The organism is Lysobacter sp. K5869, from assembly GCF_018847975.1.
In the GTDB taxonomy this organism is placed as follows: Bacteria; Pseudomonadota; Gammaproteobacteria; order Xanthomonadales; family Xanthomonadaceae; genus Lysobacter.
The window spans coordinates 1,603,067-1,618,035 of the sequence record NZ_CP072597.1 but is presented as its reverse complement, the minus strand read 5'-3'; the positions used below and the strand labels follow the sequence as shown (position 1 = coordinate 1,618,035).

The following is a 14,969-nucleotide window of genomic DNA, read 5'->3' as shown; positions in this document are numbered from 1 at the left end:
CCCCGCTGCGCTCGCTTCTCATGTCAACTCCCTCGGCAGCCGCAAGGTCACCACCAAGCCGCCGCCCACGCGGTTGCTCAAATCGATCGTTCCGCCGTGGCTTTCGACGATGCGCTTGACGATGGCCAAGCCGAGCCCGGCGCCGCCGGCGGCGGCGTCGCGGCCGCGGGCGAAGCGCTCGAACACGGTCTGCGCGTCGGCGGGGGCGATGCCGGGGCCGTGGTCGGCGATGGTCAGCACCGCCAGCGGCGCGACGTTCTCGGCGGACGCGGTCAGCGCGATCTGCAACGGCGCGCGCCCGTGCTTGAGCGCGTTGTCGATCAGGTTCTTGATCGCCTCGCGCAGCAGCAGCGCGTCGCCGCGCACGCGCAGCGGTTCGCTGGTCGCGGCCAGATGCAGGTCCGGGCGCGGGCCGGACTGCGGCACGGCCTCATAAATCGCCTGGTGCAGCAGTTCGGCCATCTCCACCGTTTCGAACTGCTGCAGGTTGCCGCGGTGGATCGCGCTGGCGTCGCTGAGCAATTGGTTGAGCAAGCGGCTCATGTGGCTGGCGTTGCGTTCGATGGTTTCCAGGCTGCGGCGCTGCTCGGCCGGGTCGTCCTCGTCCAGCGCCAGTTGCGCCTGCGCGCGCAGCGCGGCCAGCGGCGTGCGCATCTGGTGCGCCGCCTCGCCCATGAACGCGCGCAGGGTTTCGTTGCTGGCCGACAGCCGGGCCATGAAGCGGTTGAGCGATTCCACGGTTTGATCGAGTTCGGTCGGCACGTCGATGCCGACCGGACGCAGGTCGGAGGATTCGCGTTCGGACAGATCGCGTTCGAGCCGCTGCAACGGCCGCAGCGCGCGATACACGCCGATCCACACCAGCGCCAGCGCCGCCAGCGACAGCACCACGATGGCGACCAGCGCGCGCAGCACCATGTCGTCGGCCAGCGCCTCGCGCGCGCGCCGGGTCTGGCCGACCTGGACGATGGCCTGCCCTTGCGACGCCGGCCCGGCGACCCAGCGCGAGACCGCGACGAAACGGGTGTTTTCGCCGCGATACATGGCATCGAACAAACGCGGTTGGCCGTCGCGCGGCAGGCTGGGCGGCGCCGGCAGGTCGGCGTAGCCGGTGATGGTCGGGCCTTCTCGGCTCGATACGCGGTAATAGACGCGGTCTTCCGGCGCCATCGCCAACAAATCCAGCGCGGCATAAGGCAGGTCGACCTGCCATTGCCCATCGACCAGCGCGACCGAATCGGCGATGGACAACGCCGAGGAAATCAACAAGTGATCGTAGGAACGGTCCGCCGCGGCGCGCCCGTAGCTGCGCGCGGCCAGGAACAGCAAGGCCGCGCCGATCAGCGACAGCGCGCCGAGATAGATCAGCAAGGTCTTGCGGATCGAATCGCGGCGCCCGGCCGCGGCGCGCGCGGCCTCAGCCATCGGCCGCGCCCTCGCCCGCGCCGGCCTCGATCATGTAGCCTGCGCCGCGCACGGTGACGATGCGCAGCGGCGCGGCCGCGAGCTTCTTGCGCAGGCGCCCGACGTACAGCTCGATCGCGTTCGGCCCGGCCTCGTCGTCGAAGCCGAACAAGCCGTTTCCGATCTCGTCCTTGCTGACCACCTGGCCGAGCTTGCCGATCAGGATTTCCAGCAGGCGGAATTCGCGGTTCGGCAGATCGATGGGCTCGCCGTCGAGCGTGACCCGGTGCGCGCCGGCCTCGAACGCGAAGCCGCCGACTTGCACGATGCCCGCGGCCTGCCCGCGGTTGCGCCGCAGCAGCACCCGGCAGCGCGCTTCGAACTCGCGGAAATCGAAGGGCTTGCTGAGGTAATCGTCGGCGCCGGAATCCAATGCGCGCACGCGGTCGTCGATGCCGTCGCGCGCGGTCAGCATCAGCACCGGGGTGGCGTCGCCGCGTTCGCGCAGGCCGGCCAGCAGGCTCAGGCCGTTGAGCCGCGGCAAGCCGATATCGAGCACGATCAGATCGAAACTTTGGTAGCGCAGCACGCTGTCGGCCTTGAGCCCGTCGCTCTGCCAATCCACGGCGTGGCCGTCGCGGCGCATGCGCCGGACGATGGCGTCGGCGAGATCGGCGTTGTCCTCGACTAGCAGGATGCGCACCGCGGCTTCCGTCGCGGCCGGCGCCGCGGTTCAGGTGGGGCCGGCGAAAACGCGCCGGCGATGACAGGTCGTTGACAGCTTCGGCCGCCTAGCCTGGGCGCGAGGGGTTGGGAGACGCCGTCCGGGCCGACCCAACTATAAGCGCCCACCGCGCCTTTGTGCGCGGAAAGAGGCGCGAAAACCAGGGTCGGGAGACAAATCGATGGCTGTTGTCCAACACGCTGGCGCGTGCGTCGCGCTGTGCCTGCTCGCTGCGTCCGCAACGTCCGCCCACGCGGCCGACGGCGGCGACGAGCGTCCGGTGACCGCCGAACTCGGCGGCCGCATCCACTGGGATTTCGCCCAGTTCGACAACGACCGCCGCGGCGCGGCCAATCCCGACGACACCGAAGTGCGCCGGCTGTGGCTGGACGTGTCGGGCAAGTTCTACGGCTGGGGCTACAAGATCGAAGGCGATTTCGCCGGATTGCAGGACGAATTCAAGGGCAACAGCATCGAGGCCAAGGACGTTTACGTCACTCGCGATTTCAAGGCCGGCAAGCTGACGATCGGCCAGTTCAAGCAGTACTTCACCCTCGACGACCGGATCAGCTCGAACTACGGCGTGTTCATGGAACGCAGCATGTTCGCCAGTTCGGTCGCGCCGCTGTACCGCCTGGGCGCGGCGTGGATCACCGCGCGCGACGAGTACACCGTCGGCGGCAGCGTCTACAGCCTGGAAAGCATCGACGCGTGGAAGGTCAAGGGCCGCGCGTTCGGCGCCCGCGGCACCTGGGCGCCGCGCCACGACACCGGCGACGCGCTGCACCTGGGCCTGTCGCTGGCGCGCGAGTACTACGACCATCCCGGCCGCGACGGCGCCAACGGGCTGCGCATCGCGCCGCGTCCGGCCGGGCATCTGTCCGACAACAGCCGCGCCACGCTGGTGAATTTCAACCGCGGCCTCGACACCGACGTCGACAAGTATTCGCTGGAATTCGCGCTGGCGCGCGGCCCGGTCTACGTGCAGTCCGAACTCAGCGGCGCCGATTTCGACGACGGCAGCCAGCGCGGCACGATCCGCTCGGCCTACGGCACGGTCGGCTGGTTCATCACCGGCGAGAACATGCCTTACGACACCAAGTCCGGCCGCTTCGGCCGGGTCAAGCCCGCGCGCAGCAGCGGCGCCTGGGTGGTGGCCGCGCGCTACGACACCATCCGCGGCAAGCAGCACCTCAACGGCGCGGCGAACTTCAGCGACGTGTCGATGGAGCAGACCAGCCTCGGCGTGAACTGGCACCTGCGCGCGAACCTGCGCTTCATGCTCGATTGGATCGAGAGCCGCAATCGCGACCGCCTCGCCGGCGCGACGCTCGACCGCACGCGGGCGGTGACGGGGCGGTTTCAGTACGACTTTTGAAGCAGGAGATAGCGGATAGGCGTTAGGAGGTAGCCAGAGCGCGCCCTCCCCTACCCCGCTTTCGCTATCTCCTAACGCCTATCCGCTATCTCCTCGCGCCACCTCAAGCCCTCAAGGAACCCCCAAGATGCTGACCATCCTCGGCTTCGGCATGGTCCTCACCTTCATGTATCTGATCATGAGCAAGCGGCTGTCGCCGCTGGTGGCTCTGATCGTGATACCCATCGTCTTCGCCCTGGCCGGCGGTTTCGGCGCCGGCATCGGCGAGATGATGATCGAGGGGATCAAGAAGATCGCGCCGACCGGCGTGATGCTGATGTTCGCCATCCTCTACTTCGGCGTGATGATCGACGCCGGCCTGTTCGATCCCATCGTCAAGCGCATCCTCAAGCTGGTGAAGGGCGATCCGGTCAAGATCGTGGTCGGCACCGCGGTGCTGGCGATGCTGATCTCGCTCGACGGCGACGGTTCGACTACGTACATGATCACTGTGTCGGCGATGCTGCCGCTGTTCCAGCGCCTGCGCATGAACGCGCTCAACCTGACCTGCGTGACGATCCTGGCCAGCGGCGTGATGAACCTGACGCCGTGGGGCGGCCCGACCGCGCGCGCGGCGACCGCGCTGCACGTGGATCCCAGCGAAGTGTTCGTGCCGCTGATCCCGGCGATGGCGATCTCGCTGCTCAGCATCATCGTGTTGGCCTGGTATCTCGGCCTGCGCGAGCGCAAGCGCCTGGGCATCGTCACCCTCGACGGTCACGCCGCCGACTGGAATCCCGAGCTCGACACCGCCAGCGACAACCTGCCGACCTTGGCCGACAGCGAAGACACCAAGCGGCCGAAGCTGCTGTGGGTCAATGCCGGCCTGACCGTGGCGCTGATGGCCGCGCTGATCCTCGGCCTGCTGCCGCTGCCGGTGTTGTTCATGATCGGCTTCGCGATCGCGCTGGTCATCAACTACCCCGACCTCGCCGAACAGCGCCGCCGCATCGGCAACCACGCCGGCAACGTGCTGGCGGTGGTGTCGCTGATCTTCGCCGCGGGCATCTTCACCGGCATCTTGTCCAACACCGGCATGGTCGAGGCGATGTCGCGCAGCTTCCTGGCGGTGATTCCCGACGCGTGGGGGCCGTATCTGGCGGTGATCACCGCGATCGCCAGCATGCCCTTCACCTTTTTCATGTCCAACGACGCCTTCTATTTCGGCGTGCTGCCGATCCTGTCGGAAGCGGCCGGGCATTACGGCATCACCCCGGTGGAAATGGCGCGCGCCTCGCTGGCCGGGCAGCCGGTGCACTTGCTGAGCCCGCTGGTGCCGTCGACCTATCTGCTGGTCGGCATGGCGAATGTGGATTTCGCCGACCACCAGAAGTTCACCTTGAAGTGGGCGGTGTTGGTGTCGTTGATCCTGATGTTCGCTTCGCTCGCGTTCGCGTTGTATCCGTTTGCCGCTTGACGCGAGGAGATAGCGGATAGGAGTTAGGAGATAGCAAAAGCACTCCGTTCTCTGCCCCTCTATCTCCTAACTCCCATCCACTATCTCCCAGCTCCACGAGGACGCCATGACTCTCCGCATCGCCTACGTCACCAGCGGCATGGGCAGCCTGGGCACCGCGATCTGCCGCAAGCTCGCCGACAGCGGCCACACCGTGGTCGCCGGTTGCGGCCCGAATTCGCCGCGCAAGGCCGGTTGGCTGCGCGAGCAGCGCGAATTGGGCTACGACTTCATCGCCTCGGAAGGCAACGCCGCCGACTGGGATTCCACCGTCGCCGCCTTCGCCAAGGTCAAGGCCGAGGTCGGCGAAGTGGACGTGCTGGTCAACAACGCCGGCGGCACCCGCGACGTGCTGTTCCGGCAGATGAGCCGCGACGATTGGAACGCGGTGATGGCCGGCAACCTCAACACGCTGTTCAACATCACCAAGCAAGTCGTCGACGGCATGGCCGCGCGCGGCTGGGGGCGGATCGTCAACATCGGTTCGGTCAGCGCGCAGAAAGGCCAGATCGGGCAGGTCAACTACGCCACCGCCAAGGCCGCGATGCACGGCTTCACCCGCGCGCTGGCGCAGGAATTCGCCGCGCGCGGGGTCACGGTCAACACGATTTCGCCCGGGTATGTGGCCAGCGCCGCGATCAGCGCGTTTCCGCCGGACGTGCTGGACCGCTTGGCGGCCTCGGTGCCGGTACGCCGGCTCGGCAAGCCCGAAGAGGTGGCGAGCCTGTGCGCGTGGCTGGCCGGCGACGACGCGGCGTTCGTGACCGGCGCGGATTACGCGGTCAACGGCGGTTTGCAGATGGGCTGATGCCGCAACGAAGCAGCTGTAGGAGCTGCGTAAGCTGCGACCGCGAAGCCGCGACTACGTCGCGAGCGCGATGTCGCGGTCGCAGCTTACGCAGCTCCTACAGTCGGAAACGAGGCCTCGCGATCAGCCGATCTCGCTGAAATCGCCCTCGGCCATATGGTCCAGCCGAATGCGGTTGGCGAACAACGAGAACGCCAGCATGCCGGCCAGCCCATTCGCGCGGGTGATCCACGGCGGCATCCAGCGCGGCGGCGCCAGCACGCCGTCCTGGAACAAGGGCTCGAAGCGCTGCACGTCGCCCAAGGTCATCTTGCCGGCGAACAGCCAGCGGCACAGGTGCAGCTTTTGTTGCCGCAGCGCCCAGCGGAAGAAGGTGTGCACGCCGACCAGGCCGCGCAGGTACACGGTGTCCTTGGTGAAGGCCGCGCCGCCGCCGGTGGGCACGCCGCGGAATACGCGCTGGGCCGAGGCGAAACTTTCTTCAGGGGTTTGGCCCGAGTCGATGAAATAGCGGAACACCTGGATGAAGTCGGCGCCGTCCAGCGCCATCGCCACCGCATCGATGCGCAGGCTCAGCCGCTTCATCCGGCCGATGTCGATGCTGCCGGTGATCTGTTCGGCGAAGGTCGCCAAACCCTCTTGCGTCGCGGTGCTGCGCGGCGAGGACAGCGCCAGGCTCGGCAGCACCGGCTGTTCGCGGCCGTTGAGCGCGGTCAGCGAATGCACGAAGGCTTCGTGTTGCAGCAACTGGTGGCGGTCGTAATCGCTGAAGGCCGCGCCGCTGCGCAGGCGGATGCGGGTGGCGCCGGCGGCGGCCTTGGCGATCAGGTCCGGGTCGAGCACCACTTCGATCACGCGCGCGTCGAAGTAGTCGTCGAGGTCGCGCTGCAATTGCAGGCTCAGCGCCGTGGCCGAGATCTCCACGGTTTCGGCCGGCGACATCAGCTCGCGGTCGAGTTCGTTGGCGATGGAGATGAAGTGGTTGGCGGCCTCGCGCGTGCTCGGCCCCTGCCCCGGCAAGGCCACGTCGGGCTTGCCGAACAGCTGCACCGAATAGTCGGCGACCTTGTTGGTGCCCAGGCATTCGAGCAATTGCGCGGCGATGCCCCAAGAGTGCGCCGATTCGATCAGGTACTCGCCGAGCGGATGATCGCGGTCGGCGGCGGTGGCGATGGCGTCGAGCTCCGCGCGCACTTCGCTGAAATCGTGCTGGGGGTAGTCGATGACCGGCGAGACCGCCGCGCCGCGCGCGTAGTCGGCGAGGAAGCGCGCTTCCAGGCCGGCCGGCCAACTCACCATCGTCAGCAGCTTGATGCCGCGCGCGGCGCGGACCATGCGCGCGTCGAGCTGGGCGTGGTGGTGCAGGTCGGGGGACAGATCGGTCGGGAGGGCGCTCATGCGGCGGCCTCAAGGTTCGGGAAGGAAAGGGACGGCGCGCGGCCGGACGCGGCGGACGGGGCGCGCGGCTCGCGCGGCGCTCGCTCAATGCCGCCCATATTTCTCGTCCAGGCGCTTGTTCAGGGCTTTGCCGAGGACTTTTTCCTCGGACTTCTGCGCGCGCCGGTTGGCCAGCTTGTTGGCCGCGCCGGCGACTTCGTCGCGCAGCTTGAGGTAGTTGGCGAAGCGTTGCGGATCCAGCCGCCCGCCCTCGATCGCCGCGCGCACCGCGCAGCCGGGCTCGCGGTCGTGCGAGCAATCGCGGAACTTGCATTGCTCGGCCAGCGCCTCGACGTCGGCGAAGTTCTCGCCGATGTCTTCCTCGCCGGTCGGCTTGAGCTCGCGCATGCCCGGCGTGTCGATCAGACACGCGCCCGAGGGCAGCGGGATCAGCGCGCGGTGGGTGGTGGTGTGACGGCCGCGCGCGTCGCTTTCGCGCACCGCGCCGGTCTTCATCTTCTCGATCCCGAGCAGGCTGTTGGTCAGGGTCGATTTGCCGGCGCCGGAGGAACCCACCAGCACCACGGTGCGGCCCGGGCCGAGCCACGGGGTCAGCGCCTCGCGCACGCCGTCGCGGTCGCGCGCGTTGACCGCGCGCACCTGCACGCCCTGGCTGAGTTCGATCAGCGCGCCGGTAGCCAGCGCAACCGCCTCGGGGTCGGCCGCCAGCGCGGCGTCGGCCTTGGTCAGCACGATCACCGGCTCGGCGCCGCCGCGCACCAGCAGCAGGTAGCGCTCGATCCGGCGCGGGTTGAAGTCGGCGTCCAATCCGCACACCACGAACACGGTGTCGATGTTGGCCGCGATCAGCTGCTGCTTGTAATGCTCGCCGGCCGCGCCGCGCTTGATCGCGCTGTGCCGCGGCAGCAGGGCCACGACCTTGTCGCGCGATCCCGAGCGTTCGATCAGCAGCCAATCGCCCACGCCCGGGCGCTGCTCGGGCGGGAAGCGCGGGCGCTGCCATTCGGGCAGGGAATCGACCGGGAAGCCGGCGCTGTCGGGACCGTCGGAGACCACGTAGCCGCTGCGGTGCTGCTCGATCACCCGGGCCGGGCGGGCCTGGGGGTGGTCGGCGAGGAGTTGGCGCCAGGCCGGATCGGCCGGCTGCGGACTCTCGTCCGGGCCGGCCTCGACGGGCCAGCCGATCGCCTGCAAGGCGGCCAGTTCGGGAGTCAAAGGCGCGGGGGGCGGATGGGCATGGCGCGATTCTACATAGGCCACCGGCGGGTTTCGCTGTCCGGCGCGGGCCGGCTTTGCCGGAAACCGCTTGCAAGCCCCGCCGACGCGGTCCGCAGTGCGTTCTTGTGCGCCAAGTCGACCGGACTCGTCCGAAAAACCCGCGATTCAGGCTGTTTACCGGGGCGGATTCGGCTAGGCTGGCGGTTCACCCACTCTCCCTAAGTGCCGCTCCGATGTCCCAGCCGCCCCTGAAAACCCGCGAACGCCTGTCCGAAGTCCGTTACGAAATCCGCGGTGAACTGGCCCGGCGAGCTCGCGAGTTGGAGGCCCAGGGACGCAAGCAGATCAAGCTCAACATCGGCAATCCCGGCGCGTTCGGCTTCCGCGCCCCCGAGCATCTGCAGCGCGCCATCGCCGAGCGCATCGCCGACACCGATCCGTATACCCATCAGCAGGGCCTGCCGGCCGCGCGCGAGGCCGTCGCCGCGTTCTACAAGCGCCGCGGCACGCCCAACGCCTCGCCCGAGCGGGTGTTCGTCGGCAACGGCGTCAGCGAGCTGATCGACCTGTCGCTGCGCGCCCTGCTCAACCCGGGCGACGAAGTGCTGCTGCCCTCGCCCGACTACCCGCTGTGGTCGGCCGCGACCATCCTCAACGACGGCCGCCCGGTGTACTACCGCTGCCAGCCGGAAAACGGCTTCCTGCCGGACCCGGACGAGATCGAGCAACTGGTCTCCAGCCGCACCCGCGCGATCGTGCTGATCAATCCGAACAACCCGACCGGCGCGGCGTACCCGCGCGCGCTGATCGAGCGGATCGTCGCCATCGCCGCCAAGCACAAGCTGTTGCTGCTGTGCGATGAAATCTACGACTCGATCCTCTACGGGGACGCGAAGTTCGAGCCGGTGGCGCCGATCGCGGGCGATCTGCCGTGTTTGAGTTTCGGCGGTTTGTCGAAGGTGCATCGCGCCTGCGGCTGGCGCGTGGGTTGGGCGGTGCTGTCCGGCGATCCCATGGTCACCGGCGAGTTCCACCACGCCATGGACCTGCTCGGCGCGCTGCGCCTGTGCGCCAACGTGCCGGGCCAGTTCGCCATCGAGGCCGCGCTCGACGGCGCCGACACCATCACCCCGCTGTGCCGGCCCGGCGGCCGTTTGTTCGAGGCGCGCCGCGCGGTGATCGAAGCGGTCGACGCGAGCAAGCACCTGCAACTGGTCGCCCCGGCCGGCGCGCTGTACGCGTTCCCGGCGGTGACCGGCGCGGCCGCGCAAGGCTTCGACGATCACCAGTTCGCGCTGGAACTGCTGGAAACCGAGGACGTGCTGGTGGTCCCGGGTTCGAGCTTCAACGTCCCCTACCGCAACCATTTCCGCGTCACCCTGCTGCCGCAGCCGGAGGAAGTGCGCGAGGTGTTCGTGCGGATCGAGCGCGTGCTCGACCGCTACGCCCAGCGCGCCGGCGCGCCGCGCGCCGCCGTCGCCTGAGGCCGGCGATGGCGCTGTCCTATCTGGCGCTGGGCGACAGCTACACCATCGGCGAGGCGGTCCCCGAAGCGGGCCGCTGGCCGGTGCAGCTGGCCGCCGGCCTGCGCGCGCGCGGCATCGAACTGGCCGCGCCGCGCATCATCGCCACCACCGGCTGGACCACCGACGAACTGGCGCTGGCGCTGGATCTGGCCGAGCCGCTGGGCGAATGGGACTTCGTCAGCCTGCTGATCGGCGTCAACAACCAATACCGCGGCCGCAGCGCCGCGCAGTACGCCGGCGAGTACCGCGAACTGCTCGAACGCGCGATCGGCTACGCCCGCGGCCGCCCCGAGCGGGTGTTGGCGCTGGCGATCCCGGACTGGGGCGCGACCCCGTTCGGCGCCCAGGACAAGCGCGGGCCGGCGACCATCGGCGCCGAGCTCGACGTGTTCAACATCACCGCCAGCGAAATCTGCGCGCGCCACGGCGTGGCTTTCGTCGACATCGGGCCGCTGTCGCGCGAACTCGCGGCGGATGCGGCGATGCTGGCCGAGGACGGGCTGCATCCGTCGGCGCGGATGTACGAGCGCTGGACCGAACTGGCCTTGCCGGCGGCGCAGCGGTCGCTGGCTCAGGCCTAAGCGCGGCCGGCGAGGTGTAGCGAACCCGCGCGCGCCAAGACGTTTTTATCGGTAATCCCGCCGGTTTCGCGCCTTCGCGGCGGTTTGCGCGCCCGCCGCCCGATGCCACACTGCCCGTGCCGGCGACGACGACGCCGGAGGATTCGCGGCCCGAATGACTTCAGCGGTACAAGCCATGCCCCCCGACCGGGCCGTGCGGATCGCGCGCGCCTATCTGCCCGAGCACCCGCTCGGCAGCCGTTGGGATTACTTCTACAGCCGCGCCAAGCTCGGCAGCGACCCGCTCTACCCCGGCGTCAGCGAAGCCCTGCGCGGCACCCGCGCGCCGCTGCTGGACCTGGGCTGCGGCCTGGGCCTGCTGGCCCACACCCTGCGCGCGGACGGCATCGGCCTGGCGTACCGCGGGGTCGACAGCGACGCGGCCAAGATCGACCGCGCCGGCCGCGCCGCCGCGCGGGTCGGCCTCGACGGCGCGCGCTTCGCGGTCATGGATCTGGCGCGCGAACTGCCCGAGCACCGCGGCAGTGTGGCGATGCTCGACGTGCTGCAGTTCATTCCCTATCCGGCGCAGGCGCGCGCCATCGACGCGATGATCGCGATGCTGACGCCCGGCGCGCGGCTGGTGATCCGCACCGGCCTGGACGACGGCACCGGCCGGGCGCGGGTGACCCGCGCGGTCGATGTGTTCTCGCGCGTGCTGGGGTGGATGAACGCGATGCCGCGGTATTACCCGGATGGCGAGGCGTTGCGGGCGCGGTTGACGGCGGCCGGGTTGCGGGTGGAGTTCGCGCCGTTGTTCGGGCGGACGCCGTTCAACAATTGGCGGATCGTGGCGGCGATGGAGTGAGGCGCGGGGTTAAGTAAGGTTCGTCGCGGTTGTGTTTTCGCGGTCGCAGCTCGCGCAGCTCCTACACGTAGCCCCTGTAGGAGCTGCGCGAGCTGCGACCGCGCCAATCGAACGACCGCGAACGCCGATCGCGGCGACTTACGACTCCCGCGCCTGCGGCAACACGCACCGATACCCCAACGCCCGCAACCGCGCCAACAACGCCGCCATCGTCTCCACGCTGCGCCCGTGCGCGGCGCCTTCGTGCATCAACACGATCGCGCCGGGCGCCAGCGTGCGCTCGATCCGCGCCAGCACCGTCGCCGGCTCCGCCGTCACCGCATCGAAGCCGCGCGCGCTCCACGCCACCCGCGCCAGCCCGCAGCGCCGCAGCGAGCGCGCGACGAAGGGATTGGCCATGCCGACCACCGCGCGGAACCACTGCAGCCGATAACCCGGCAGCAGCTCGCGCAAGGTCCGGTCGGCGTCGGCGATTTCGCGCCGCATCGCCGCCGGCCCCAATCGCCAGAACGCCGCGGACGGATGGCTGGCGCTGTGATGGCCGACGCCGTGGCCGCGCCGCACGATCTGCGCGAGCAGCTCCGGCCGCGCCCGCGCGCGCTCGGCGACGACGAAGAAGGTCGCCTTGGCGCCGTGCGCATCGAGCAGATCGAGCAAGGCCGCGGTGTCGTCGGAGGGGCCGTCGTCGATGGTCAGCCACACCGCCCGCTCGCGCGTGGGCAGCCGCCGCAGCACCGGGCTGAACAAGGCCGAGCCCGGGTTCAGCGTGCCCCACAGCACCGCGCCGTGGCTCAGCAGCAGCGCCGGCAGGCCGATCCGCCAGCCCAGCGCCAGCCACAGGCCGGCCACGATCAGCTGCGAGGCGGCGAACCACCACAGCGCGGCGTCGGGACGGCGGGGCGGACGGTGCGGAACCGGCAAAGTCATCGGCGGCGGGGGCTCGGCGGGGGAACGAGGGCGCCCATCGTAGCCGGCCGCCCGCCCGGCGGGGCCCCATCGTGGGCGCAGCGGCCGCGGCGGGGCGAAAACCTTCCCACGCGGGAAGCCCGCGCTCGCCGTCCCCCACTTGCATCAGCGCCCCCCGGCCCCCATGTGCGAAGCAGTCCCGTCAGCCTGCGATCCCCATGTCCCTCACTCCCGAACTGCGCTCGCGCATCGAATCCCTGCTCCAGTCCAACCGCGTCGTGCTGTTCATGAAGGGCGCGCCGGACGCGCCGCAGTGCGGCTTCTCGGCCAAGGCCGCCGGCACCCTCAACGCGCTGCTGCCGCAGGGCTACGCGCACGTGGACGTGCTCAGCGATCCCGACATCCGCGAGGGCATCAAGGCCTACGGCGAGTGGCCGACCATCCCGCAGCTCTACATCGACGGCCAGTTGGTCGGCGGCAGCGACATCATTCTGCAGATGGCCGGCAACGGCGAACTGCACGGCGTGCTCGGCCTGCCGGCGCCGGACCGCAGCCCGCCCCAGCTCGAAATCAGCCCCGCCGCGGCCCAGATGCTGCGCGACGCCGTGGCCGGCGCGGGCGAAGGCTACGCGGTGCAGCTCGATGTCGACGCGCGCCACAACGTGCGCCTGCAGCTGGCGCCGATCGACGCCGACGCGGTCGCGGTGGAGATCGACGGCGTGCGCGTGCAGACCGATTGGATCAACGCGCGCCGCGCCGACGGCGTGTCGATCGACTGGGCCGACGACGAGCGCGGCCGCGGCTTGGTCATCAGCAATCCCAACGCACCGCCGGCGGTGCGTTCGATCTCCCCGGCCGACGCGCGCGAGCGCGTGCGCGCCGGCGGCCTGCGCCTGATCGACGTGCGCCCGGCCGACGAGCGCGCGCTGGCCCAGGCCGACGTCGCCTTCGACACCTTCGACGCCGGCACCGACGCGCTGGAAGGCCTGCCCAAGGACGCGCCGGTCGCGTTCCTGTGCCACCGCGGCGGGCGCAGCGCGCAGGCCGCCGAGCATTTCCGCCAGCTCGGTTTCCGCGAGGTCTACAACGTGGTCGGCGGCATCGACGCGTGGGCCGATCTGGACGGCGGCATCGCCAAGTACTGATCGCGGGATTCGTTCGTCGCGTGATGCGAAGCCGCGGCCCTCGGGTCGCGGCTTCGCGCTTTCTGCGGCACGCTCGCGCCGAAAGCGGGTAGCTCCCTGTAGGAGCGGCGTGAGCCGCGACCGCGACATCGCGCTTACGTCGTCGGCGCGGTTTCGCGGTCGCGGCTCGCGCCGCTCCTACAGGTAGGCCATGCGGCCGCTCAGCCCTTGAACCCGCCGCCGTCGAGGTAAGCCTGTTCCTCGGCCGTCGTCGCCCGCCCCAGCACCGGATTGCGGTGCGGGAAGCGCCCGAAGCGCTCGATGATCTGCTGATGCAGCACCGCCCACTGCGCCGGATCGCCGGCGCCGTCCGACGCGGGCAGCGCGCGGTGCAGTTCGACCGAACGCCGCTGATCGGTCGGGTCTTCGGAATGCTCGAACGGCAGATAGAAGAACGGCCGCAGCGCCGGCTCGATGCTCCGGTCGTGGCCGAGTTCCAGCGCGCGCCGCGCGTAGTGACGCGCGAGCGGGTCGGTGGCGAAGGCGTGGGCGCTGCCGCGGAACACGTTGCGCGGGATCTGATCGAGCAGGATCAACAGCGCCAGCGCCGATTCGGCGTCGCGCTCGGCCCAGTCGTCGTGCTCGCGCCGCGCGGCGGCGAAGTGCGCTTCGAGGAAACCGCTGCGGCATTGCTGATCGAAACGGTCGCTGCGGTCGAACCAGCGGTCGGGGCCGGCGTCGCGCCAAAAGGCGATGACGTCTTGGGCGGTGACGGACATGGGAAGCCTGGGACGTTGGGAGAGGGCCGCACCGTAGCATCGCGGTGCGGCGGTGTCGAAGCGGCGGCAGGAGCGGTGTGGGCCGCGACCGAGACACCGCGCCTACGACGCAAGCGATGTATCGGTCGCGGCCCACGCCGCTCCTACGGTTGGCAGCGCGCCGGTCAGGAGCCTTCGCCGAGCTGGGTTTCCAGTTCGTTGATCCAGGCGACGGTGATGCTTTCCATCGTCACCGCGTAGATCAGCGGCCGCACCGAGCCCGAGGAATACGACTGCGCGACGAAGCGCGCGTGCCGCTCGCGAAACGCCTGCCACGCCTCGTGCGCCTGTTCGAACGCGGCGCGGCCGTCGCCGTCGAGCTGATCGCGCAGGTGCGCGACCACGCCGTCCAGACGCGTCTGCTCGCGGCCGAGTTCGGCCACGGCTTGCTGGTTCATGTCGGACTGGCTGACCTGCGCGTCGCCCTGGTCGCGGGCGATCGCCTCGGCCTTGCCGACGTAGCTGTCGGCCACGCGCGCGGCGTGTTCTGCCTTGCCGATCAAGCGGCTCTCGAAGCGCTGCAGTTCCTCGACGCTGGTGTGGGCGCCGTCCAGTTCTTGCTTGAGCGCGAGCAACTGCTTGCCGCGCTCGATCGCGTCGACGGTGCCGCGACGTTCGGCGATGCGCTGGATGAAGTAGAAGGCCCAGGTGAGCAGGGCGCCGATGACGGTGAAGATGAGCTGTTCCATGACCTGTCCTCCGGTCGTGGAGCACAGTGTCCGACGCGGAGGTCTCAGGCCTT

14 protein-coding genes are annotated in these 14,969 nt (G+C 69.8%); 7 read left to right on the top strand and 7 right to left on the bottom strand.

The features are described from left to right. Positions 1-18 precede the first annotated feature (18 nt). Together J5226_RS06825 and J5226_RS06820 are read right to left on the bottom strand one after the other, a co-directional pair. Positions 19-1,425, bottom strand: a complete 1,407-nt coding sequence (locus tag J5226_RS06825; RefSeq protein ID WP_215839083.1) for a sensor histidine kinase — start codon at positions 1,423-1,425, stop codon at positions 19-21. Further along, the gene (locus J5226_RS06820; protein WP_215839082.1) at positions 1,418-2,107 is read right to left on the bottom strand and encodes a response regulator transcription factor; all 690 of its coding nucleotides are present in this window, start codon (positions 2,105-2,107) and stop codon (positions 1,418-1,420) included. The genes J5226_RS06825 and J5226_RS06820 overlap by 8 nt, the downstream gene beginning before the upstream one ends. Before the next feature lie 202 nt (positions 2,108-2,309). Between J5226_RS06820 and J5226_RS06815 the strand changes: the two genes are divergently transcribed. The 3 genes from J5226_RS06815 to phbB all read left to right on the top strand — a co-directional run bounded on the left by J5226_RS06815 (position 2,310) and on the right by phbB (position 5,809). After that, the gene (locus J5226_RS06815) at positions 2,310-3,506 is read left to right on the top strand and encodes a porin (protein ID WP_215839081.1); all 1,197 of its coding nucleotides are present in this window, start codon (positions 2,310-2,312) and stop codon (positions 3,504-3,506) included. Positions 3,507-3,633: 127 nt separating this feature from the next. Beyond that, positions 3,634-4,962 carry a CitMHS family transporter gene (locus J5226_RS06810; RefSeq protein WP_215839080.1) on the top strand — a complete coding sequence of 443 codons (1,329 nt, stop codon included), beginning with the start codon at positions 3,634-3,636 and terminating at the stop codon, positions 4,960-4,962. Between the two features lie 106 nt (positions 4,963-5,068). Beyond that, positions 5,069-5,809, top strand: coding sequence for an acetoacetyl-CoA reductase (gene phbB / locus J5226_RS06805; protein ID WP_078997453.1), 741 nt, complete (start codon positions 5,069-5,071; stop codon positions 5,807-5,809). 123 nt (positions 5,810-5,932) lie between these two features. Here the strand turns inward: phbB and J5226_RS06800 are convergent, their stop codons facing one another. Both J5226_RS06800 and rsgA read right to left on the bottom strand, forming a co-directional pair. After that, positions 5,933-7,207: a flavohemoglobin expression-modulating QEGLA motif protein gene (locus J5226_RS06800; protein WP_215839079.1), complete on the bottom strand. Its 1,275-nt coding sequence runs from the start codon at positions 7,205-7,207 to the stop codon at positions 5,933-5,935. Between the two features lie 84 nt (positions 7,208-7,291). Further along, positions 7,292-8,422: a ribosome small subunit-dependent GTPase A gene (gene rsgA / locus J5226_RS06795; protein WP_215839078.1), complete on the bottom strand. Its 1,131-nt coding sequence runs from the start codon at positions 8,420-8,422 to the stop codon at positions 7,292-7,294. A gap of 236 nt (positions 8,423-8,658) precedes the next feature. Here rsgA and J5226_RS06790 point away from each other — a divergent pair, with 236 nt between their 5' ends. The 3 genes from J5226_RS06790 (at position 8,659) to J5226_RS06780 (ending at position 11,379) form a co-directional block, all read left to right on the top strand. Next, on the top strand, positions 8,659-9,909 hold the full coding sequence (locus J5226_RS06790; RefSeq protein WP_215839077.1) for an aminotransferase class I/II-fold pyridoxal phosphate-dependent enzyme: 1,251 nt from the start codon (positions 8,659-8,661) through the stop codon (positions 9,907-9,909). 8 nt (positions 9,910-9,917) lie between these two features. Continuing rightward, positions 9,918-10,532, top strand: coding sequence for an SGNH/GDSL hydrolase family protein (locus J5226_RS06785; protein ID WP_215839076.1), 615 nt, complete (start codon positions 9,918-9,920; stop codon positions 10,530-10,532). Positions 10,533-10,707: 175 nt separating this feature from the next. Further along, entirely contained in the window at positions 10,708-11,379 is a 672-nt protein-coding gene (locus tag J5226_RS06780; RefSeq protein ID WP_215839075.1) for a class I SAM-dependent methyltransferase, read from the top strand. A gap of 138 nt (positions 11,380-11,517) precedes the next feature. Here J5226_RS06780 and J5226_RS06775 read toward each other — a convergent pair whose 3' ends face one another. Further along, a complete protein-coding gene (locus J5226_RS06775) occupies positions 11,518-12,306 on the bottom strand; it encodes a polysaccharide deacetylase family protein (protein ID WP_215839074.1) in 789 nt (262 codons plus the stop codon). A 197-nt stretch (positions 12,307-12,503) separates the two neighbouring features. Between J5226_RS06775 and grxD the strand changes: the two genes are divergently transcribed. Beyond that, complete coding sequence (grxD, locus tag J5226_RS06770) at positions 12,504-13,430, top strand: Grx4 family monothiol glutaredoxin (protein WP_215839073.1); 927 nt, start codon at positions 12,504-12,506, stop codon at positions 13,428-13,430. A gap of 200 nt (positions 13,431-13,630) precedes the next feature. On the opposite strand, the gene J5226_RS06765 is transcribed toward grxD, so the two are convergent. Both J5226_RS06765 and J5226_RS06760 read right to left on the bottom strand, forming a co-directional pair. Beyond that, a complete protein-coding gene (locus J5226_RS06765; protein ID WP_215839072.1) occupies positions 13,631-14,188 on the bottom strand; it encodes a DUF924 family protein in 558 nt (185 codons plus the stop codon). 164 nt (positions 14,189-14,352) lie between these two features. Further along, complete coding sequence (locus J5226_RS06760; RefSeq protein ID WP_215839071.1) at positions 14,353-14,916, bottom strand: lysozyme inhibitor LprI family protein; 564 nt, start codon at positions 14,914-14,916, stop codon at positions 14,353-14,355. Between the last annotated feature and the right edge of the window lie 53 nt (positions 14,917-14,969).